The organism is Paenibacillus sp. BIHB 4019 (assembly GCF_002741035.1).
Lineage (GTDB): Bacteria > Bacillota > Bacilli > Paenibacillales > Paenibacillaceae > Pristimantibacillus.
Map to the genome: position 1 here is coordinate 1,452,042 of NZ_CP016808.1, position 23,496 is coordinate 1,475,537.

General features: G+C 52.0%; 16 protein-coding genes. 1 reads left to right on the forward strand and 15 read right to left on the reverse strand.

The genetic code is table 11. The features are described 5' to 3' along the window. Positions 1-553: 553 nt before the first annotated feature. From BBD42_RS06110 to BBD42_RS06180, 14 genes are all read right to left on the reverse strand, one after another. A complete protein-coding gene (locus tag BBD42_RS06110) occupies positions 554-8,119 on the reverse strand; it encodes an immunoglobulin-like domain-containing protein (protein WP_172455414.1) in 7,566 nt (2,521 codons plus the stop codon). Positions 8,120-8,441: 322 nt separating this feature from the next. Beyond that, complete coding sequence (locus BBD42_RS06115) at positions 8,442-9,116, reverse strand: ABC transporter ATP-binding protein (protein ID WP_099517447.1); 675 nt, start codon at positions 9,114-9,116, stop codon at positions 8,442-8,444. Further along, a complete protein-coding gene (locus BBD42_RS06120) occupies positions 9,113-10,768 on the reverse strand; it encodes an ABC transporter permease (protein ID WP_237163394.1) in 1,656 nt (551 codons plus the stop codon). The genes BBD42_RS06115 and BBD42_RS06120 overlap by 4 nt, the downstream gene beginning before the upstream one ends. Before the next feature lie 2 nt (positions 10,769-10,770). Further along, on the reverse strand, positions 10,771-11,895 hold the full coding sequence (locus tag BBD42_RS06125; protein ID WP_099521489.1) for a Fe(3+) ABC transporter substrate-binding protein: 1,125 nt from the start codon (positions 11,893-11,895) through the stop codon (positions 10,771-10,773). A gap of 227 nt (positions 11,896-12,122) precedes the next feature. Then, positions 12,123-13,553, reverse strand: a complete 1,431-nt coding sequence (locus BBD42_RS06130; RefSeq protein ID WP_099517449.1) for a HAMP domain-containing sensor histidine kinase — start codon at positions 13,551-13,553, stop codon at positions 12,123-12,125. Beyond that, positions 13,550-14,227, reverse strand: a complete 678-nt coding sequence (locus BBD42_RS06135) for a response regulator transcription factor (RefSeq protein WP_099517450.1) — start codon at positions 14,225-14,227, stop codon at positions 13,550-13,552. The genes BBD42_RS06130 and BBD42_RS06135 overlap by 4 nt, the downstream gene beginning before the upstream one ends. 196 nt (positions 14,228-14,423) lie before the next feature. Then, positions 14,424-15,152 (reverse strand): M24 family metallopeptidase, encoded by a 729-nt coding sequence (locus BBD42_RS06140; RefSeq protein WP_099517451.1) that lies wholly within the window; start codon positions 15,150-15,152, stop codon positions 14,424-14,426. Positions 15,153-15,307: 155 nt separating this feature from the next. Continuing rightward, complete coding sequence (locus BBD42_RS06145) at positions 15,308-15,496, reverse strand: hypothetical protein (RefSeq protein WP_046229494.1); 189 nt, start codon at positions 15,494-15,496, stop codon at positions 15,308-15,310. A gap of 220 nt (positions 15,497-15,716) precedes the next feature. Next, entirely contained in the window at positions 15,717-15,920 is a 204-nt protein-coding gene (locus BBD42_RS06150) for a hypothetical protein (RefSeq protein ID WP_056031757.1), read from the reverse strand. A gap of 682 nt (positions 15,921-16,602) precedes the next feature. Further along, on the reverse strand, positions 16,603-17,274 hold the full coding sequence (locus BBD42_RS06160; RefSeq protein ID WP_099517453.1) for an SOS response-associated peptidase: 672 nt from the start codon (positions 17,272-17,274) through the stop codon (positions 16,603-16,605). Positions 17,275-17,378: 104 nt separating this feature from the next. Next, positions 17,379-18,233 (reverse strand): helix-turn-helix transcriptional regulator, encoded by an 855-nt coding sequence (locus BBD42_RS06165; protein WP_056031763.1) that lies wholly within the window; start codon positions 18,231-18,233, stop codon positions 17,379-17,381. A gap of 174 nt (positions 18,234-18,407) precedes the next feature. Next, the gene (locus BBD42_RS06170; RefSeq protein ID WP_099517454.1) at positions 18,408-19,199 is read right to left on the reverse strand and encodes a hypothetical protein; all 792 of its coding nucleotides are present in this window, start codon (positions 19,197-19,199) and stop codon (positions 18,408-18,410) included. A gap of 61 nt (positions 19,200-19,260) precedes the next feature. After that, positions 19,261-19,713: a flavodoxin gene (locus tag BBD42_RS06175; protein WP_056031783.1), complete on the reverse strand. Its 453-nt coding sequence runs from the start codon at positions 19,711-19,713 to the stop codon at positions 19,261-19,263. A 119-nt stretch (positions 19,714-19,832) separates the two neighbouring features. Continuing rightward, entirely contained in the window at positions 19,833-20,672 is an 840-nt protein-coding gene (locus tag BBD42_RS06180) for a hypothetical protein (RefSeq protein WP_237163396.1), read from the reverse strand. Between the two features lie 360 nt (positions 20,673-21,032). Here BBD42_RS06180 and ilvA point away from each other — a divergent pair, with 360 nt between their 5' ends. Further along, on the forward strand, positions 21,033-22,301 hold the full coding sequence (gene ilvA / locus BBD42_RS06185) for a threonine ammonia-lyase IlvA (protein ID WP_099517455.1): 1,269 nt from the start codon (positions 21,033-21,035) through the stop codon (positions 22,299-22,301). 22 nt (positions 22,302-22,323) lie between these two features. On the opposite strand, the gene BBD42_RS06190 is transcribed toward ilvA, so the two are convergent. Further along, positions 22,324-23,301: an aldo/keto reductase gene (locus BBD42_RS06190; RefSeq protein ID WP_099517456.1), complete on the reverse strand. Its 978-nt coding sequence runs from the start codon at positions 23,299-23,301 to the stop codon at positions 22,324-22,326. Between the last annotated feature and the right edge of the window lie 195 nt (positions 23,302-23,496).

A 23,496-nucleotide genomic window follows, 5' to 3' on the forward strand; every position in this document is an offset into this window, starting at 1 on the left:
CCGCTCAAGCTAGGACGTGCATGAAAACGCAAGCGGGCCCGTTCTAATAGAAGCCGGCGTCAAACGTATCGTCTCTCCAACCACGCTTCTACGGGGAATGTCGCACCTCATATTTGTAGATTTACGTACCAAGAGGCCGCATTATCTTCTTCGTTTTAAAGGTTTTATATTGCGGCTTGCACAAATATAAATTTGGCGGACACAGCAGCAGCTATTTTAACAGAAACAACAACAACAACAACAATCACAAGTTACGGTTCACCAGCCTTGAATCGGCAGATGAGATTGCCCTCGAACAATAGCAACCCTATTGAAGATAAACAACGACCTCTGCTGGGAAAAAATAAATCCCGCGCGTTCCCCATCATATGAGGAAGCGAGCGGGATTTTCGAGCCTGCGAGCTGCGATGCTGACCTGTCTTGCCGAATATTCTTGAAGCATGCGGCCTATGGACTCATGCTTGCCTAGTTCCGTTCCGAGCATGCTGTCTATCGCTGCATTCTTGCTTATTTCTGCTTCGAGCATGCTGTCTATCGCTGCATTCTCTTGCTCCTAAAGCTTCAGCAGCTTGAAAATGACAGCTGCTGCCTGCGCCCTCGTCGTCTGCCCTTGCGGACGGTAGCTGCCGTCTTCGAATCCGTTCACTAAGCCTGCCTGCTGCATTGCGCTGACGGCCTCCTGAGCGAATCCGCTAATCGACTGCTCATCCGCAAAGGAAGGGAACGGCTTCGTGCTTGCGGTGCTTTCCCATGCGATTTGCTCCGTTGCACGGGCCAAAATAACAGCCATTTCCTCGCGCGTAATCGCGTCATGAATGCCAAACGTCCCATCTGGGCGCCCTTTCACGAGGCCCAGCTTCTCTGCCGAAGCAACGGCCGCTTCATACCAAGCGCCCTGCTTCACATCGCGCAGGCTGCTAGTCGCCTGCTCATCAATCAACCCAAGCGCGCCTAGCAGCAGCTGGACGAACTCCGCTCGCGTGACGGCCCTTGACGGCTCGAAGCTGCCGCCGCCCGTTCCGCTCACGATTTCGCGCGCTGCTAGCGCTTCAATCATCGTTTGGGCCCACTTCGCTTGGCCCAAATCTCCAAAAACCACATCCGCATAAGCAATCGCATAGCGGCTGAAATGCTCCGGCTGGAAGCGAACGACTCCAGCCGCCTCATCAACCTTCACGTTGCGCACGACTTCTAGTGCGCCGCCCTCGCCAACATAATAGACGACGACTTTATGCGCTTTTTCGCCCGCTTTTAGCGTATATGCTAGCTCCACCGTTACTGGCGAATTCTGCTTCTGCCCAAAGGCATGAATTTCCTTGCCGTCTATGCTTAGCTTGAAGTCATAAACAGGGTGATCGCCTAATTTCGTCTTCACATTAGCCGGCAGCTCCGAGGCTGCCACTTGGACGGCTTCCAGCGTTAATTTCTTAGCTCCTGCCGCGACAATTCCCCCGGCCTTTGTAATGTCCACTGTAATCTGTACAGCTCCCGCTTTCACGGTGATGAACCGAACTTGTGGCGTTCCCGCTGCTAGCAGCAGTTCGAGAGGAATCTCCACTTTCGCTCCTGCTACGGCTCCCGCCTTGCTTGGCTCAAGCTGGATGCGCAGCGTGTTTGCCGATTGCAGGCTTGCCAGCGCTTTTTCCATATCGGCTGCGCTTAGCTGCGCTTGCAGCATGCCGCTCGCGTCTGCTGCCACCTTCACGGTTAGCCCATTTGCATTAGCTTCAACGCTCGCGCCGCTGCTCGTCGACCCCGCACCTGTTCCGCTCGACGTACTGCCGCCCGTTCCGCCACCCGGCGTTCCCGGATCTGTTCCGCCACCCGGTGTTCCCGGATCTGTTCCGCCACCCGGTGTTCCCGGATCTGTTCCACCACCCGGCGTTCCCGGATCTGTTCCACCACCCGGCGTTCCCGGATCTGTTCCACCACCCGGTGTTCCAGGATCTGTTCCACCGCCCGGCGTTCCAGTATCTGCCAGCGTCTTCGCCGTCAATACGGCTGATCTATCCGATTCGCCCGCAGCGTAAACGGCGGTCACCTGATAAAAATAATCCGTATTGGCGCTCAGGCCGCTATCCGCATACGATGCTGTGCTAATTGGCTGGGTGTTTGCCAGCACGTACGGCCCATTTTCATCCGTCGCACGATAAACGTTGTAGCCGCTCACGCCAGCGAGCGCTGTCCATGCCAGCTCTATCGCTTTGTCCGTCGCCGCGTTCACTTTCAGGCCAACCGGCGTCTCCTTCGTCGGCTCCTCCTGAACCGTCGTCCCATACACCTTCACCTCGCCAAACTGCGGCGTATACCAGTTGCCTGGATTGTTGCGCAGAACGGCATCGATCATCTGTACCCTTACGTACCTTGCTTTGCCGCTCAGCTTATCGGAGGTAAAACCATACGTTTTATTGTCCGTCTTATCAAGCGCCGTCGTAAAGGTAACGCCGTCCAAGCTCGTTTCGATTTTGTATCTGTGATAGCCTTCTGAGCCATTATGCAAATACCACGAAAGCTGAATGTTCGTCAAGCTGTACACATCCCCAAGATCGACCTGCCACCATGATGGCCAGCTGTTATTCGCTGCAACCCAGCTTGTCGTGTAGTCGCCATCATTCGCATAGGTGGCCGGACTATTTTCCAGCTCGCTCTTCGCTATGGCTGGCTTGCCCTGCGACAGCAGCTCGCCGTTTTGCTCCGGAACGACTTCGCCCGTTGCCTGGTTGTAGTACACTTTTTCAAAATAATCATATTTCGCATAGCCATTGCCCAGTGTAATCGGCAGCCAGTGCTGCTTCGCTTCGCCCGCTCCTGCTACCCAGCGGTTCGCCATATTCACAAAACTGATACCCGCGGAGCCTTCCATTTTCCAAATAAATCCGGATTGCGCCGAGAAGTTCGAATTATTGCCGATTCTGCGCAGGTCCGTCCAAGGCCCTGCAAGCGAAGTGGCGGAAGAATACATGCCCTTGCTCGGGTACCAGCCTGCCGCCTCAGAGGTGAACAGGTAATAGTAGCCGTCTTTCTTAATGAGCGAAGGAGCCTCCCGATGCTTGCCCTCATATACCTTGAGCACGACGCGCTCTACCGACAAATAGTCTGCAGACAGCTCATAAATAAACAAGTCTGCATTCGTGTTGCCCGAGGAAACGATATAGCCTTTGCCATCATCATCCTTGAAGAAGGTGATATCACGGGAATCGTTGCCTGCCGGACGCACACTGCCATGGAACGTCAGCGTCCCGCCGGGAGCGCCTGACAGCACCGCCGCTCTGCCGAGCGAGTAGTCCTTGTTATTTTCATAATGCAGCCAAATGACGATTTTGCCCGTTGCTTCGTTGTACGTGAAATTCCACGCCTCGAATTTGCTAGCCGCAAGCTCTGGATGAGAATCGCGGGTCAGCACCGTATCCACGAACGTCCAGTTGACTCCATCTGCCGATTGATGCAAATTCACCTGCTTGAATCCGTCTGTATCCGACACATATTCATAATAGTAATATAGATTTCCCAGCTTCAAAAAGCCGTCATGCGTAATCGTTGGCGTATGCGTCACATTGCCCGCATCGTCAAGCCACACGTTTTCCTTCGTATTGTCGTACATATCCAGACTAGCTGATGCGATGAACGTCCTTGCCTGTGCAGACTGCGAAAGCTCCGAGCCGCCGCCCGGATGGGTAGCCTTCACCTTGTAAAAATACGTCGTGTTGACCGCAAGCCCGTTGTCATCATACGCCATCGCTCTTCCGTTATACACCTGCTCATACGTGCCGTTCTCACTTTCTGAACGATATAGCGTGTAGGCCGTTGCACCCGGCACGCTTTGCCAGTTCAGGCTGATGGTCGTAACCTCGGCAGCAGCCGATGTTTTCACAGCAGTCGCCAGCAAGCCTTGCGGCACATCCAGCTGCATGTCGGAAGAATAAATTTTCACCTCATGCAGGCCTCTGTACCAGGTAACCGGCTTATCGGCGTTGTTCGTATGTCCAAACTGCCCCAAAATCGTCAGCTTCACATATCTGTATTTGCCTGTAAGCTTGTCGCTGTTGAAGGAAGGCGTCTTATTGCCGCTCTGGTCAATAAGCAGATCATACTGCTGATCATCAACGCTGCCTTCCACCTTATACGTGTAATAAACCTCCGAGCCGTTCCACTCCCGCCAGCTCAGATCAATGCGGCTCAAATCATATTCCCGTTCCAAATCGAAGCGCAGCGTCGTCGGAAACGAGGTGCTGCCCGAATCAAAGAAGTTGTCATTGCCGCCATCATTGTTCGTATCCTGAAAATACATCCCGTCATTCGCCATCGTCGCCGGGTTGCTGGACGCTTGCGAGCTCGCCACTACAGGCTTGCCCTGCGACACAAGCAAATCGGTCGCCGTCTCAAAATGTCCCGTCGCCGCATTCAAATCCAAATCCCCGCTGTTCGTAATGGATGCCACGCCTTTATCCATTTCAAGCGGCAGCCAAATATATTGCGAGTTCATCAGGGCCGACGGATTCCAGCGGTCGCCTACATAGACGTAAGAAGTCGTTTCACTGCCGTAGACGCTGAGAATGAAAGACGGCTGCGTATAATACGTCGCCGGATCGCCGAACCGCTTAAGCTCGGACCAATCGCTGAGGCTGTTAATCGACTTGGCGCTTGAATAGTAGCCTTGATTCGGGTACCAGCCGGACTGCCCCGATGTGAACAAGTAGTAGTACCCGTCCTTCTTCACAACGGCTGGCGCTTCCCTTCTGACACCCGGGAACAGCGTATACATATACTGCTCGGTGTACAAATAATCGTCCGTCAACCTGAACACATTCAGGTCGGCGTTATTGTTCGAGGATGCGAATAAATACGCGCTGCCATCGTCATCCTGGAACAGCGTAAAGTCACGAGCTTGCATCGCCCCCGGCTGGAAACGATTCACGTACTTGTAATCGCCGTCTACGGTGTCGGATACAGCAACGATCATATTTGCCTGATTGTAGTTGCCCGCTTCCTCCCAATGTCCCCATAACACATATTTGCCTGTTTTTTCGTTGTACAGCACTTTAGGCCGCTCGATTTTCGCTGATGCCAGCTCCGGATGGGAGGCTGTCGTCAGCACATTGTTGCGGAACTCCCAGTGCTTAAGATCCTTCGATGCATACACCGAGACGCCTTTCAGCACCGCCGAATTATGTCCTTTATCCTCGCCGAACCAATAATACGTGTCCGCTACTTTGAGGATATAGCCGCCGTGGGCCTGAATCATGCCGCCCTCGTCATCGAACCAGTATTCGCCGTTGCGAATCACATCCGCTTTGCCGGTATTGTCCTGTACCTTGATATCTGCCTTGATGCGGGTAGACGTGCCAGTTACAGTTCCCTCTGCTTTGAAACTGCCCACAGAGGCATAAGCAGATGGAGTAAGAGTATCCCACTGTACAGGCACCGTCGTGTACAGATTGTTCGTGTAATCGATTTTCACCCGATCCGGGAGCCTTGGCGCGATGCCCTTTTCCGTATAGATCGTTATGATCGGATCAAGCGTCCTCGGTACAGATAGGCCATGTACTAGTCGGCTCCAAGCCGCTTCATCGATGCGTTTGAAGCTGCCCGCCAGCGCACCGGATGGAAGCGTATAGGAGCTAGCTGCCTCCTGCGTCCACACGCCCGCCACATCCGTAGCGGAAGCTAGCGTCCACGCGCCGCCTGAATACGTATATTTCAGCCATTTGTCCTCGGAATTCAGCTTGAACATATCGGCTCCATCCGCGATAGGCGAGACGTATGCCGCGTTCGTGCCCAGCTCCGTCCAGCTTTTCCCGTTGCGGCTCACCGCATAATGCAGCGTTTCCGTGCCGCTGACCAGCTTGTTATAAGCAAATAAATAAGCGGTATTTGCATCCTGCTCCAAAATTTTAACGTCGAACACCCGCGTTTTCGATACGCTGCCCCGCGTAATGGTCGCCGTCAGCTTAACGAGCAAATCTCCTTCGCCAATAGCAGGACGGCTAACCATGCCGTCTGGGCGCAGGTTAACCGGATGGTCCGACTGCCACGAAATTTTCGTGCGGTTCGCCCCTGCATCCGGCAGGCTGAGCTTCGCTGTCGCTCCATCGGCATGCGCGACCGCAAGCGCGTCCTTGTCATTTTCGACCGCTGCCTCGTCTGACAAATCGGCCAGCACCTTGAGCTGGAACAGCTTCGTGTCTGACGCATTGCCCCGTTTAATCGTCACGGTCAACGTTACGTCCACGTCTGGCTGTCCAAAGGCAGGACGCGTGACCTTCCCAGCTCTATCAACAACTGCCGGCTGGTCGGATTCCCAGGCCAGTGTCGTGCCGTTGGCGCCTTTAGCCGGCAGCGAAAGATCGGCCATCACCTTGGCTAAATCGCCGGGCAGCGTCAAAGCCGCCTTATCTGCCGCTACTTTAGCCAGATCCTCCGGATAAGTGAACAAGGCCACCTCCTTCGGACCCAACGCCCGATTGAACACATAAAAATCATCGATTTTGCCGTCAAAATACGGATCGGCGCTAAACATCGAACGGCCGATATAGTTCAGCGTCGTTTGACCCAAATCCTTAGGCTTCAGCGTCATATTGGCATTGCGCCCCACCTCTACGCCGTCCACGTACAACACGCCTGTAGAGCCCGAAAGCGTCATCGCATAATGAACCCAGCGATCAGTTGCCTGCTGTGCAGGGGTAACGCCGACAATTTGCTCGCTGCCGCCATTTTTCAAGACGAAGCGCGACTCATTGGCGCCAGTTGCTGGCGTAAAGAATATATAATTGTTCGTGCCGAGCCCGATATCGAACACACGAGTCCACTGCTTGAGCGTGTCCTGCTTCACCCAGAAAGCAAAGCTGACCTCGCTCAAATCCTTCAGCATGCCCGCCGGAAGCGACACATAGCCATTCGAGCCATTGAGATCGACAGCTCCGCCCGATCGGCCGGTTGTCCAAGATGCCCCGCCGGCAAGCGTTGCTTTACCCTGATTGCTGCTGGCTCCTAGCGGCGATACCTGCGTCCCTGACGTTTCATTGAACGGGTAAGCCGCTACTATGCCCGGCAGCAAATCTGGCGATTCCGGCAGAACCAGCACCGTTGTCAACGAGATGGTTGAAGAAACGACCTCATATTTATTGACCTCCGCTGCAACCTGATAGTAATACGTTACGCCGGAAGCCAGTCCCTTGTCCTCATAGTGCTTATCTGTTCCGACATACACTGGAGTGAAGCCCGCGGCCGCATCAGTCGAGCGGTATACGCGGTAGGTAGCTCCCGTTACCGTGCTGTCCCAGCTAATCGTTGCCGCAGACGATGTAATGCCCGTTGCCTGCAAATCGCTCGGAGCCTCCGGCTTCGGGCTCGGAATTTGCCAAATGCCTACATCATCAAGCGCGCTTTTTTCCCAGCGGGAGCGGAAGCCCGCTTTCCCTGACGTAAGGGATGTATCTGTTATATTAAAAATAAGCTTGTCATCCACGTAGGCTTTCATTTTGCTGCCTTCGACGATTATACGCATTGTGTACCATTGGTTCACATTAATTGTAATCGGATATTCCCCGAGCGTTGTTGTATTACCGCCTACCCGTTTGGATAGGGAGAACCGATTATCCCCCAGCTGGAACATATAAAAATTGTTCACATCGCTGTATCGTGCCAAAATGCCGGGAAACGCTCCCGCAGCCACTTTTTTCACCTTGGCCTCGTACACGTAGTCGCTGCCAATATCCTGATTGACAGATGCAATGGCCTCGTCCCCCGCGCTTACGTACAGCACCTGATTGCTAGCCGAAGCCGGATCAGCTGCTGCTTTAATAATGCTGCTGTTATTAACCGTCCACCCTTGCAAATCGCCATCCTGAAAATCATCCGTAAACAGCGGTTCGTTGGCAACAGCTGCTGCCTCCTGAGCGACGAGCAACTGCTGCTCTCCCGCTCCTCCTTGTCCCTCTTGCGACTCCCCTGTTTCACTTTGCTGCTGCGATTGTTGATTTCCTTCTGCTGTCATTCCCGTTTCTTCTAAGGCTAGCATAGATTCCGCCGATGCCGTTGCCGTATAGACAGGCATGATCCCAGGCAAAACGATCATCAGTGCCAGCACAAGCTTGGATAGTGCAGCTATGGATTTCTTCAATTGCGACCCTCCCCACCTAAAAATAGATTTAATTGGTAAGCGCTTACAATTCATTGGCCTAATGATTTTTCCTAAAGCTTGCCGAACCTTAGCGCTTGTAATAAATCTATTGTAGGACTGTACAACGTCTATCTTTAAGTGCAACTTGGGCAGGTTTAGTGAACGATCTGGCGAATCGTTACTGAACGATTTCAACTTTTGTGGAAAATATGGCTATCTTCCCGTTGCCGAAAGGTGACGGGAGCCCGCTATATCAGCACCGCGCCGTTTGATGCCGCCTATCAAAAAAAGAGCGAGCAAGATTTTCTCCTGCCGCCCTGTACTAAACAAGTTCTCCCTCTGCTCCCTGGTCGCCGCACAAATATACAACGCGGTCGCACATTGCAGCCGTGTCCTCCTTGTCATGCGTAACGAGCAGGCATGTCATGTTTGCTGCGCGCAGCAGCTGCTTCAGTTCAACCCGAATGCTTTCTTTCAGCTCAGAATCCAGGCTGCTGAACGGCTCATCCATTAGCAGCAGCTCCGGCCTTGGCGCGAGAGAGCGGGCAAAAGCGACACGCTGCTGCTGCCCGCCGCTCAATTCATGCGGATATCTGCGGCGATAATCCCCCAGACGAATCAGCTCAAGCATGCTCTCCAGCCGCTGCTGACGCTCCTTGCGGGGCAGACGATGCAGGCCAAACTTAATGTTGCCCTCAACCGTCAGATGAGGAAACAGCGCATAATCCTGAAAAATCATTCCGATGCCCCGCTTCTCTGGCTGCACAAAGCAATGCTTGTCCACGAGCGTTTTGCCGTTAACGGCAACTGTGCCGGATTGCGGCGCTTCGAGTCCGGCAACAATTCGCAGCAGCGTGCTTTTTCCCCCGCCGCTTGGCCCTAGCAGGCCCACCAATTCCCCTTTGGCAATCTGCATGGAGAAGTTGTCCAATATGTTGCCTCGCTCTTTGCCGTATTTAAATGAAAGGTTCGAAGCTTCAAAATATGAATTCGTCATGTCTCCTTCCTCTCCCCCAACCAATAATAGAAACAGACCGATGCCAGGCCAATGGCAATAATGAATAGCGATGGTACGGAGGCCTGATGAATTTGCTCATCACTTGCATATTGATAGACTTTGGCCGCTAATGTCTCGAAATTGAATGGACGAAGCAGCAAGGTAAGCGGCAGCTCCTTGACGATTTCCATAAACGTCAAAATGAAGCCTGTAAGTACAGCCCCCTTAATCATCGGCAGGTCGACCCGAAAAAAGGTACGCGTCATTCCATGGCCAAGTGCTCTTGATGCCTCGCTATAGCGGTTGCCCACCTTATTGAAGCCCGCTTCCACTGCATTGAAGCCAACGGACAGAAAACGAATAACGTAGGCGAACACCAGCATCACCAGTGACATGCTCAGCACCAGCTTGTTCGCGCCTAGACCAAGCCGCTCATACAAGCCGCTAAAACGTCCATCCAGCGAAATAAACAATGCGAGCACACTGATCGACAGCACCGCGCCTGGAATCGAATAACCCGTTGCAATAAGCTTGGTCAAGCCAATCGTCAGTATCGAGCGCTTCGAGAAGCGGCTAACGTTGGCGATAATGACAGCCAGCACCATCAGAAGCGTAATAGACACGGCCGCTATGAGCAGCGTATTGCCGAGCAGGCCGGCGAACTTGGCATTCAGCACCTCGCGGTACGTCCACGTTGCCCAGACGATCAGCTGCATGACCGGAATGGCGAAGGAACAGGCGAATACAATGACGCCAAGCCCTGCAGCTGCGCATGCCGACAAGCCGCTCAGCTTGCGCCGGGCCAGCGGCCTGAGGCTGCTTCCAGCGGTGTGAAACGCTTTTTTCCTGCTCATAAAACGCTCGATTACAAATACGCCGACGACCGCGCACATGAGCAGGCTGGATAAGCGCAGCGCCGAATCCACATCGTACATGCCGAACCAGGTTTTGAAAATCGCCGTTGTAAACGTAGGAATGCCAAAATGCTTGGCCACGCCGTAATCGTTCAACACCTCGAATACAACTAGGCTCGCCCCGCCCGCTATTGCCGTTTGCGATACAGGCAGTGCGATTGTGAAGAAAATGGATAATGGGCCTCGCCCTAGCAGTCTTGCATTTTCAATAAAAGCGGCGCTTTGCCGCTCCAGCATCGTTTTCACAATTAAATACACGTAGGGGAACAAGCAGCATGTAAAAATAAAGATGGCGCCTTTCATCGACATGATGTCGAAATAAGCTTGATTCGCCGTCACGCCCAGCTGATTGCGCAAAAAGGACTGTACGCTGCCCGTATAGCTGAGCATCGAGCTGTATGTATACGCCGCAATATACGGCGGAATCGCAAGCGGCAGCACAAAAGCAAAATGAAAAAAACGCCTAAATGGAAAATCATAAGCTGCAACAAGCCAGGCCAGCGTCACCCCAAGCAGAACCGAGCAGGTGCCGGCACCTAATACCAGCCATAAGGACTGCAGCGCCGAGTCCAGCAGCACGTACTGCTGAATATGTGCCCAGTTTTCATTGGGCTCCCTTAGAAGGCCGAGTAAAATATAGAGAGACGGGGCAAGAGCTGCTAGAGCCCCCGCCACCGTCATGATTGTCCAGCCGTTTAACTGTTTTCTCAGGTTTCTCCATGCTGTGAGGGCAGACATGTTTATTTCCAGCCCACTTTGTTCATTATTTCAACCGCTTGCTTGTTATGGTCGCCCAGCTTAGAAAAATCAAGCTGCTGCACCTTGATTTCTCCCCAGCCCTTAAGCAGCTCTGGCTTGTCCGCCGCAGCATTGACCGGAAATTCAAAGCTTCCGTTCGTCAGCTTCGTCTGTGCTTCAGCACTGGTCAAATATTCAATCAGCTTGATGGCATTGTCTTTATTTTTAGCATGCTTCGTCAAGCCGACGCCGCTAATGTTCAAATGCGTGCCTGTCGTAGACTGGTTCGGGAAAAATACGCCGATTTGCTCAGCGACCTTCACTTCCTCTGCATCTTTTGAATTCAGCATTTGCCCAAAATAATAGGTATTCATAATTGCGACGTCGCCTGCGCCAGCTACAATCGCTTTCGCTTGGTCGCGGTCGCCGCCTTCTGGATCACGGGCAAAATTCGCTACCAGCCCTTTCGCCCAAGCTTCCGCTTCAGCTGCGCCATTCAGCTCGATGAACGAAGCCAGCAGCGATTGATTGTACAAGCTGGAAGAGGAGCGTACCAGCACTTTGCCTCTCCAAGTGTCGCCAGCCAAATCCTCATAAGTGGAAAGCTGCTCCGGCTTTACGCGATCCTTTGCATAAATAATGACACGTGCTCTAGTCGCGATACCAACCCAATTGTTGTCCTTGTCGCGCAGCTCTACCGGGACGTTGCTCTCCACGGCAGCCGATTGAATCGGCTGAAGCACATCATTTTGCTTCGCATAATTAAGCACGCCGCCGTCAACCGTTACGAACAAATCCGCCTCGCTGCTCGCGCCTTCGCGTTTCATCCGCTCCACCAGTTCCTCAGCCGTACCTTTAACCTCGTTAATCTTAATGCCCGTCTCTTTTGTAAAAGCATCAAACAGCTCGCTATCAATATCATAATGTCTCGCAGTAAACACATTAACGATCTGCTCTTTACCATTATCCGGCGATGCCTCTGTTGTTTCTGCTGCCGCTGGGCTAGTTTCTGCCGCAGGCGAAGAAGCGCTGCCTCCTGAACCTGCATTGCCTGCTCCGCATCCCGCAAGCACCAAAACCATCATCAGCGTCAAGGCAATCATTCCTGACGTATATTTCTTTATCATTTTTCCCCTGCTCCTTTTATCTCTTTTATTTTTTTGAAATATAAGCATTTATAAGTTTCCCTCTTATAATGGGCTTATATTTCTCGGACTGAAACGCGCTTCGCGGCCAGAGGCAAGCGATCGCCGTTTCATCTTGATAATGAATATCATTACCATGCAACCAACAGTTTTAATTGTAGCGGACGAAAATGAGAAAATGCTGTGAAAATAAAAAAAAGCGCTCGGGATTATTCGTTCCCTCGCGCCATCTTGAATCCGGCTTCCGCCGTTGTCCCCAGCCCCTCCCCACTATAAAGCGCAAGCGAGCCGCCATATCGCTCCGTCAGCCGCTTCGCAATAGAAAGGCCGAGCCCGTAACCGCCCCCGTTGCGCCTTCTCGCCTTGTCAGCACGATAAAAACGGTCCATCACATGCGGCAAGTCCGCCTCAGCGATGCCCAGGCCATAATCGATGACACGGATCACGGCCAGAGGCCCCGCGCATTCGGCGCTAATTTCGATTTTCTTAATATCAGCCGAATATTTCACCGCATTATCCAGCAGAATTAGCAAAATTTGCTCCAAATGCTGCCCTGACACATGCAGCGCCTTGTCCTGCATATCTTCAAGCTCAAGCTCTATATCAAACTCGGGATGCAGCAAACGGAACCTCCCCACCAATTGTCGAATGGAAGAATCCGCATGAAAACAAACTTCATTCGCATCCGGCAGCTCCTTCTCTGCCCGCGAGAGAATGAGCAAGTCCTCTACCAGCCCTTTCAAGCGCACTAGCTCTTCGGCAGACGAATCCAGCGCTTCCTCCAAAATGTCAGGCTCATGCTTTCCCCACCGCTTCAGCATGCGAAGCTGCCCTTCGATAATCGCTACAGGTGTTCTCAGTTCATGGGAGGCATCCTCGACAAACTGCTTCTGCTGCTCAAATGAACGCTCCACCTGGTCCATCATTTCGTTAAAACGGAGCATCAACGCCGAAATTTCATCCTTGCCGCTAGTTTGAAGCGCTACCCGCTCCTGCAAGCCCTTCTCCTTGACGTTCATCATCGTCTGATTCATAGCCTTGAGCGGTCTGAGCAGTTGGCGGGCGAGCAGCCATCCTCCGATACCGCTTATGAAGATTGCCCCCAAACAACACAGCAGCATGATGCGAAAAAAATCAGCGCTGAGCTTGTCGAACTCCTTTACGCTCTTCACAATTTCAACCGTGCCATCAAAGTCAAAAATCGTGAGCGGACTGCGCATCAGCAGCAGCTGCCCTTCCAGAAACCACGTTCCGGTTGGCGGAAGCTTTCCTTCCAAATCCGGATAATAACGCAGCCAATCCTGCGGCATTTCGTCTGAAACACTGATTACCGCATGGCCCCGATCGTCCAATACACGAATCATTTGGCCGCGTTCATTAATTTTCTCCAGCTTGTTGCGGATGGCAGGCAGCTCAGACTCGCTGAACGACCGCTCCTTCTCCAGCAAATCATTCAAAACCGCTCTCATATTTTGCTGGGCATCCCATTCCGCCTGCTGCTTCATCCAGCTTTCGACGAAGGCATATTGCACGAGATTATAGGCTGCAAACAACAGAAACAGCATCAATGCGGAGCCTAGCATCAGCTTCCATTTAAGCGGAAGCCTTCCCTTCTGAACGGACAGCGGCCACCTGCTCATCCCTTCATCACATAACCGATGCCGCGCTGCGTCTGAATGTAGCTGGGCTTATCCGGGCTGTCAATTTTGTTGCGCAAATAGCGGACATACACATCAACCACGTTTTTGTCGACCGCAGCCTCAAAGCCCCAAACTTTATCAAGCAGTGTCTCCCTGGCAAGCACGCGATTCGCATTTTGCAAAAACGCAACCAGCAAATCAAACTCACGCTTCGTCAGCCCAATCAACTGATCCTGCTTTCGCACCTCTCTGGCATCCAGATTGACGCTGAGATCATGAAATTGCAGTATGGACCGCTGTTCCTCAACCAGCTGCTCCTGCCGTCTGAATATGACGCGAATGCGGGCGAGCAGCTCCTCAATGGCAAAAGGCTTGGGCATATAATCATCAGCCCCGCTGTCCAGCCCCGATACCCTATCCGTTACGCTGTCCCGCGCGGTAAGCATAATGATCGGCGTCGCTTTCATCGCTCTAATCCTGCGGCATACTTCAAGCCCGTCCATGCCCGGCAGCATCAGATCGAGCAAAATTACATCCCAGTCCTCGCGCAGCGCGAATTCTAGGCCGCTGTAACCGTCAGTTGCCGTCTGGACAGCAAACTGCTCATGCGCAAGCTCCAGCTCGATAAATCTCGCCATATTCCGCTCGTCCTCTATAAGCAGTATCCTTTTCATCCCTAAACCGCCTTCTCTGCAATAATCTTGCTTTTGTTCTTATATTATTTGATAATCGTTCTCAGGGTCAACCTTATACTAGAATCTAAGAGAATCTAAGAGTCCTATGGACCTGCTTGCAGCAGCAAAAAAGATCACCCTCGCCTTCCTTGAGGTGTGATCTTTTCGTCTGCTTAAGCGTCCTGCATGATTCGCTTCATCTGGTCAATACTATCGGGCCTGAGCGGGTAACCGCAACGGTATGCTTAACATGCGCTGTCGCAAGTCCCGGCTCGACACTAGCAGCTTCACCCGCCAGTGCGCCTAATCCCACAATCAAATCAATTGTTAAAATCATGCCTTCTGCCAATAGCTCCTCCGGCTGCTCCACCGGGCGCATCTCTCCCTGCTGCAGCCGCTGGAGAATGCCATGGACCGCAATATCCGGCATGCTGTTCATGACCAGACAGCCCGACTTGGCCGCCGAAGTATGGATAGCCACGATAATATCCCCGGCGCTTTTGCCTACTCTCGCTTCGGCAATGCCGCGATTCAGCGTGTGCTGCGCCGTGCGCAGCAGCTTGCGTGCCAGCGGGGACGGTTCGCCTATTGCATACGTCCAGGCAAATTCAGCTGCTCCGCCATCCACCCCGGCTATCATTTCGATTTTGACCATATCACCGCTGGACAAAGGAGCCGTACCGGGAAATCCTCCGCGCAGCATGCCGTTTACCGAGGCATAAATGGCGAACGGATAACCTTTGCGCCCCTTATAGGCCGGAAACGCCCCTCTCTCCAGCATGAATCGCTCCGTGAACCGCTCAATCTCAAGCGTCGTCACCCCGCAGGTAATCCGCTTTGACAGCTCCTTGTGGCATGCAGCTATAATGCTCCCTGCATGCTGTACATACTGCTCTTCCATGCCAAGCGCAAGCTTCGTCAGCATATCCAAACCTCCCTCCTCTATTCACCATATTCGAGGAGTAAAGCGGTCATTCTCACGAATGTGAACAAATCGTGGATTGCGGTGTTTTCTCTCATTCCCTTCAAACAAAAGGGCCCTATTCCCTTGAAGGGAATAGAGCCCGTATAACCATGCGATTAGCCGACTGAGGAGTTGAGCTTGCCCATTTCATCTTCCACCAGCAATGTTAATTCTTCCTCGTAGCCGCCGGTAATCCGGTACTTTCGAATGTAATCCCTAACAAATTTGCGTGAATCCTTGGGTTGGAAAATTCTCGTTAGTTCTTTCAGGCTTTCCTTGACTTCATTCTGGCTGTGCTTCGCCATGAAATCTCCTCCCTTAACGTTGGATGGTCGTCCTAAACAACAAATTCCGAGAACACATTCGGCTAAAACACCGCCGGACTCCCATCGGTCAAGCGTCACCATGGTTTGATGATTCAAAATGTTTGAACTTTTCTTACTATTATAACATTTATGCTACACTTGGGAAAGCATGCATTTGACCGTCTCGTCCACCAAGCGTATAATTTATGCGAAATCAGCGCTAGTCAGGCGTCCTGTCCAGACGTGAATCACGCTCCTCCTCACCAGCGGAAGCCTCGTCAGCACTAGCATGACGCTCTATGGATGAACGGACAGAAGCTGCGCTCCGGTCTTTATGAAACATTCGTAAATAGGCGACAACTCCGAAAATAGCGACCGCAATACCGAATGACAGCACCAGCGCAGTGACCCAGCCCTGAACCATTATCCCAACTCCTCTCTGACAAGGTGAAACGGCTGTCGCTTGCCTTTGGCGGCGAAGCGCGTTTCAGTCCGAGAAATATAGAGAAAGGAAGCGTTAGAATATCCTTTCCTATATTTCAAGGTGAAACGGCATCGCTTGCCTTTGGCTGCGAAGCGCGTTTCAATCCGAGAAATATAGAGAAAGGATCGCGTTAGAATATCCTTTCCTATATTTCAAGGTGAAACGGCTGTCGCTTGCCTTTGGCGGCGAAGCGCGTTTCAGTCCGAGAAATATAGAGAGAGGATCGCGTTAGGATATCCTTTCCTATATTTCAAGGTGAAACGGCATCGCTTGCCTTTGGCGGCGAAGCGCGTTTCAGTCCGAGAAATATAGAGAAAGGATCGCGTTAGAATATCCTTTCCTATATTTCAAGGTGAAATTCTTACATGCTTATATTCTTAAATATCGGCAAGAAGCGGCTTATTTTCAAGCTACAGATATTTCCAAATATAGGTTACATTATAGCGAATATCCTGCCCAGCTTCAACTGTCCTAGGAACGAAATTGCCTAGCCGGACAATAATGTAAGCCCTTTCTTTTATTTGGCCGAAAAAACCTCCGCTTCCATGCTTTCCTCGGAACGAAGGCTCTGCCTCAAGCATCCTATAAGTCTTAAGCAGCAGCCGAAGCTTGTTTGCCGCAGCTATGCAAAGTCCGGCATAATTTCCTGAATGCAATCCGGCGACTCGTACGCTTCATTGCCTACCGCATTCGTTACCGGATAAGCTCTGAGCTGATACGATTCCAGCGGGTCGAGATGCTTGCGCAGCGAACGGAAATCATGAATGCGCGGATTGAGCCAATCCTCCAGCCCTTCCTCGTCGAGCACGATGGGCACGCGCGGCTGCCAGCCGGATAACGCACCTGAAGAACTAGCCGTAATCATCGTAAAAGCGCGCACTTCCTGTCCCTGATAATTTTTCCAGGCATCAAAGAAGCCCGCTACTCCGAACAATCGTTGGCTCGGCACCACAATATGCATCGCCCTCGGCTCGCGCTCTTGGCCATACTGCTGCCAGCCAAAGAAGCCGCTGCACGGTACAACACAGCGCTGCCTGCGCAGCATCCGCTCGAAAAACGGCTTTTCAGACAATCGCTCGCAATCCGCATTTACGGAATCCTTTGCCCAGAATGGAAACAAGCCCCATCTGGCATCCTGAAGCGTCCGCTCGCCTAAACGGTCATTCATCACAATCGATACCGATTGGGTCGGCGCTATATTAAACCTTGTCACATCGCAATCAATTACATTCCCAACCTGAAACGAGCGAACCAAATCATCGACATTTGCCTTTACCGAATAACGTTCAATCATTTGTATATCCCCCTCGAAGCTGTGCGGGCAAGCTTTCCGCAACGCTCAAAATATCGTCTTGCCCATTATTTGCATAAGAGGAGGGTTTTTATTCGCTTCTTGGCTTAATTTGTCGTAAAACGCTTGCGGAACTTAAGCGGCGGCATTCCGGTATGGGAGGCAAACAGCCGCGAGAAATGCGGTGTTTGCCGGAAGCCCGTTTCCTCCGCGATGCGGGCGATCGTCCAGTCTGTCTTAATAAGCAGCAGCTTCGCCTGATCCAGCCTATAGTAGAGCAAATATTGCTGCGGCGTACAGCCGAACACCTCGGTCATACAGCGCGTAATATAATTGGTATGCAGCTGCAGCACTTCGCTGAGCATGCCATTGCTGATTGGGCTGCGGTAATTCATTTTCAAGTAGGCAGCAGCACGCTCCGCCACAGACACGCCTGCTCTCGCAGCATCCGAACGCCAGCCTTCATCGAGCATTTGCAGCAAATGCAGAAAACGCTGCTGGCGCTCCCAAAATGCGCCATGCGACGAGCTTTGCGCGGCATCATGCAGCTGTCCAAAGATGAGCTTCGCTTCGTCTGGATAGGACAGATGAATTTTTTTCGGCAGTCGAATGGCATACGTATAATAGTCTCCCCGCAACGAGCCCGATTGACTCCCCTCTGTTTCTTCCCAAGCACCCACCGTTTGAAAATGTACCCAGTCAAACACGGTCGTCTCCTGGCAGGGCTGATACGAATAATGATAGCTGTCCGGCCGTAAAATAAGCACATCTCCAGGGCCAAGCAGCCATTTACGCTCCCCTTCCGAAAGATGCAAAGCGCCTTCATGGACAAACAGCATATCGAATACGCCAATATTGGTCCGGTTCGGATGCTCCTCACCCGCTTGATACGTCCTGCGGTTTGATTCTATAAAAAAGGGCAGCGGCGGCGAACGAAACGTTAGCAGCAGTTCCTCTGACACGACAATCTCTCCTTGTGCAACTATGTAAGTTAGTATTTATGTATTGCCCCATGTTACATAACTAACAATCGTTTGTCTACCTTTGCCGCCGGATGCGTCATAAGGGAGCAGGCATGAAAAAAAGAACATCATTCCATGAACCCATCGAATGATGCTCTAGCTTACATATATAGCTTACATAGTAAGGCTGGCAGACTTTTGCAGAACGGCCTCAGCCGCTGCTTCGGCCGTCTTGCTGAAGCATTCGCTGCGCAGCGGGCAGCTCCGGCATTCCGCCGCATTGTTGCTTTTGCGCAGCCGTTCGGCTTCGGGCAGCATAGTCTGCACAAGCCTCATATAATCCAAGGACTGCGGAATATCGGCGCCGCTTGGATAATAGGTAATCCGCTGGCCGCTCATCACCGACAAGACGTCGATCCGGCTCGGCAGCTTGCCAAAGGCGCTGTTACAAAATACGGCGGTCATGTGCTGGAACGTCAGGATGACATCCTCATCCTCGTCCACAACAAACTTCTGCACAATATAGTCGGTATTCGTCCCGTACGGATCTTCGGCGACAATTTGAAAAATTTGCGTCAGCTCCATATCGAGCGGCTCCACAAAAGTGCGATGCTGCTCGAATCGGATAATCGGCGCCGCCTCCTGCTCCTCCATTAAAAATGCCGTCAAATGTGCAACCGCTTGCAGCTTCGAATCCCAATAATGCTCGGCATTATCGAATTTAGCTACTCGCGCTGTCCACCATCGCTCTGCCAGCTGCTTCACTACATCGGCTGTACGGGCTTGGGGCGGAAGCTCATAAAAATCATTCACAATATGGCTGACAGCGAATTGCATAAGCTGGCGACCATTCACTTCGCCTGCCCGTTTCTTCGCCGTCTGCCTTTTTATGAACCGATAGGGGCAGCGCAGCAGCTCTTCCAACTTGTAATCCTCAATCAGCTTTACTGCTGCGGATTGCTCCATAATCGGCCACCTTCTCTCTTTCAGGTCTTAACTAAAGAAGCAGCAATAGCTGCCCTGCTTATTATCCAGCTACGGTTACAAGGCCAGCTACTTGCTTGCCTAGGTTTTTGCATTGTTCTTTCTCATCATCGGAAGGGTTGTATTCCACCTTCAAGCTCTCGGATACAATTTCCGCTCCCAGCTCGCGCAGCTTCGCTTCGATGGTATCGACCGCTCCGCAAAATACGGGATAGGAGGAATCGCCCGATCCGAATACAGCTGCTTTGCGGCCGCTGAGGTCAAGTCCTTCAAGCTCTTCGTAGAAATCAAGAATTTCGTCTGGAAGCTCGCCGTCTCCCCAAGTATACGCGCCGATAATGATGCCATCGTACTCCAGCAAATCAGCTGCATTTGCATCGAAAGCTTCCTTCGATACGACTTCAACGCCCGCTTCCTGTGCTCCAGCAACAATCGCCTCAGCCATTTCCTCTGTATTTCCCGTCATGCTCGCGTATACCACAATTACCTTTGACACCTTTACATTCCTCCCAAGTGTAAATAGCCGTCGCCATTTTGGACAATCGGCTGCTTCATTTCCCATCAGCTGGCGGAGAGCAACCTATCCTCCACGCGCCAATGGCTAATTTATATGAACTAGGCATCCAACATTTGAATACCTTGAAACAACGTTGCCATATACAAATTGTCGCCCTGCAGATCCACATCCGTTACCGGAATACCCAGCTTCACAGACAGCAGCGTCACCTGATTGCGGATATAAGCGAGCTGGAACAAGCCTTTATCCGTACATACATAAATATCTTTCCCCTTCGCAACAATGGAGAAAATAAACTGCTTGCTAAAGCGGATGCGGTCGAACCGCCCCTTCTTGTCGCCAATCATCAGCTCGCCGCGATCACTGACGCCAATGAGATGGCCCCGGTATACAGCAAGGCTTGTAACCGCACGGTCCAGCTCAAACTCGGACCATTCATCCATAAAACGGTCGTACAGCGCGACTCCGCTTTCATGGCCAACGACGAGATATTGCGGCAGGTTCATGAAATCATATACCCGCTTGTCGGCGCAGGCTGTCTTTTCCCAGCGGCTTCCCGAATTTGACCACAGCCCGTAATCGGTTGCAGCATAGCCCGTGCCGCCAAGCATCCGGTATTGATAGCAAGGAATGGAGAGACCATCATTCACCCATTCGCCATTCGTATATTGATAAAGCCCTTCGCTCGTACAGGCATGAAGCACGCTGCTTTGCAGCTGCAGTCGATTAACCATTGCCGATTGCGGCATCCCTGCGCCAAGCTTCATCCACTGCTCTTCACTGTTAATCTGATAGACGCCATAACCAACAGATGCCACATACAGCGCATCCTCGCCCGCCTTCACTGATGAGAACGGGAACAGCTGCCAATTCCACGGCTTGCCCGTTTCGGCTGGCGCATCATTCATTTGATGCTCCTTGCGATTAAACTCTGCCACGATTAAACCAGCTCCATCAATATATACTATCGTATATTATTTTTCATCATTGTTAGGTAGACAAACTGATAATGATTATCACTTTCGTAGTTTATGATAACTATTCTCATACCTAATGTCAATCATTATCTATCGGAATTGGAAAATATGCCGGGACATCGACAACATTCGACCGTTGTTCATTCTTTTGCCATACTACGCAGCCCTTCCCCTGCAATTCCATGGTTATGCAATGCTTGCGATAATGCTATAATGAGCAACAACAAGCAAGGTGAAAGGTAAAACGGCTGTCGCCTTCCTTTGGCGGCGCAGCGCGTTCGGAAGCTTTCGCAAAATGTTAATCCCGGAAGGTGGCTGCACATGGAATATTTATCATCACATTCGCCTAGAGTTGGGCTTGAAGATATCGTTCACGCTCAAATGCATTTGAAAGACGTCATTCTCCGCACGCCGTTGCAATATAATCGCGTGCTCTCCGAGCGTTACGGCTGCAACGTCCTGCTGAAACGCGAGGACCTGCAAATTGTGCGCTCCTTTAAAATTCGCGGAGCCTACCATCTTATGCGCTCGCTGCCGCCAGAGCGGCTTGCCGCTGGCGTCGTCTGCGCAAGCGCAGGCAATCATGCGCAGGGCGTTGCCTACTCCTGCCATGCGCTCGGCATCCCAGGCAAAATCTATATGCCTAGCACAACGCCGCGCCAGAAGGTGAATCAAGTGTCCTTCTTCGGCGGGGATAGTGTTGAAGTTATTTTGACCGGCGACACGTTTGATGATGCTTATGCAGAAGCTATTAAGGAGAGCGAACGCAGCGGAACGGCTTTTGTCCATCCTTTTGATGATTTGAAAATCGTTGCCGGCAATGGCACCGTTGGACAAGAACTGATGGAAGCGTCGGATACGGTACCGGATTTTGTGTTTGTAACCGTTGGAGGCGGCGGCCTGGCCGCTGGCGTAGCCTCGTATGTAAAAGCCATTTCGCCGGAAACGAAAGTTATTGGCGTTGAGCCGGAAGGCGCACAGTCGCTGCGCGAGTCGCTCGATGCCGGGGAAGTCGTTACGCTTGAGCATATCGACAAATTCGTCGATGGCGCTGCCGTGAAGCGAATCGGCAAGCTGACGTTCGCGATCTGCCGCGAATTGCTCGATGATACCGTGCCTGTTCCCGAAGGCAAAATTTGTACGACCATGCTCGATCTCTACAATGAAAATGCAATTGTAGCGGAGCCAGCAGGCGCGCTGCCCATTGCCGCACTTGATATGTTCAGAGATCAAATCGCCGGAAAAACAGTCGTATGCGTCATTAGCGGAGGAAACAACGATATTGACCGCATGCAGGAAATTAAAGAGCGTTCGCTCATTTATGAGGGATACAAGCATTATTTCATGCTAAATTTCCCGCAGCGCGCGGGTGCGCTGCGAGAATTTCTCGATGATGTGCTCGGTCCGACCGATGACATCACCCGCTTCGAGTATACGAAAAAGCACAATAAGGACAATGGCCCGTCACTCGTCGGCATTGAGCTTAAGCACCGCGAGGACTATGAGCCTTTGATCAGCCGTATGCATATGAAAGGCTACTCCTTCATCGAGCTGAACAAAGACCCTGTGCTGTTCAATTTATTAATTTGATGTACGGCTATTCATTCACCGATTACCAAGCGTAAGCTTTAGGTGCGTCGCCGCCCGGCCCTGGGAAAATCTCATCGATGCGGGCGAGCGTCGCGCTATCAAGCTCCAGTTCTACCGCACGAAGCGAGCGCTCGAATTGCTCCAGTGTGCGTACCCCAATAATCGGAGCTGTAACCGCGGGATTCGCCAGCAGCCATGCGAGCGATACGAGATCCTCAGGCTCACCCAGCTCATCACAAAGCTTCGCATATTCATCCAGCTGCGCGCGATGCTTGTCCAGACGTTTCGTGTCGCCACTGCGGCGTCCGCCATTATCCCGGCGGTGATTGCCTGCAAGCAGCCCGCCATCCAGTGGACTCCACGGTATAACGCCAAGACCGAGCGCCTTCGATGCAGGAAGCACTTCCAGCTCCGGCAGACGGCATAGCAAATTATATTTGTGCTGCTCGGATACGAGCCCCAAAATCCCTCTGGCCTTCGCCTCGCCCTGTGCTACCGCAATATCCCAGCCAGCAAAGTTGCTGGAGCCGACATACCCGATTTTGCCTTGCGAGACTGCCGTTTCAAAAGCGCTCCACAATTCATTCCAATGAACATTCCGATCCACATGGTGCATCTGATAAAGCTCAATATGATCCGTCTGCAAACGTCTCAGCGAGCCTTCCAAATGGCGGCGAATTTTATAAGCGGACAAGCCGGCTTCCCGGTTCGGGCCATCATGATTATCACTCATATCGCCATATACTTTGGTTGCCAGCACGGTGCGCTCACGGCGCCCGCCGCCTTGGCTAAACCATTTTCCGATAATTTCCTCCGTACGTCCGGCGTTTTCACCCCAGCCATAAATGTTTGCCGTATCAATAAAATTAATGCCTGCATCAAGCGCAGCATCCAAAATCCGGAACGCTTCCTTCTCATCTGTATCCACACCAAAATTCATGGTACCAAGGCATAAGCGGCTAACACGCAAACCCGACTGACCCAAATAAGTGTATTGCATAAAAGAAAGTCACTCCTTCAATTTTATGATTGCCATACCCTTCCTATTATACATGATCAAAAGTCCGCTACCAACCTGCAAGCGCATGCAAAACCAGCTCATCCCCCAATGAAAGCATTTAGGCCGATTATGGGTAAAATTTTGATACACAGGCGAAAATAAGCCCGTTATGAGCGACAACGGCAGTTGAATCCC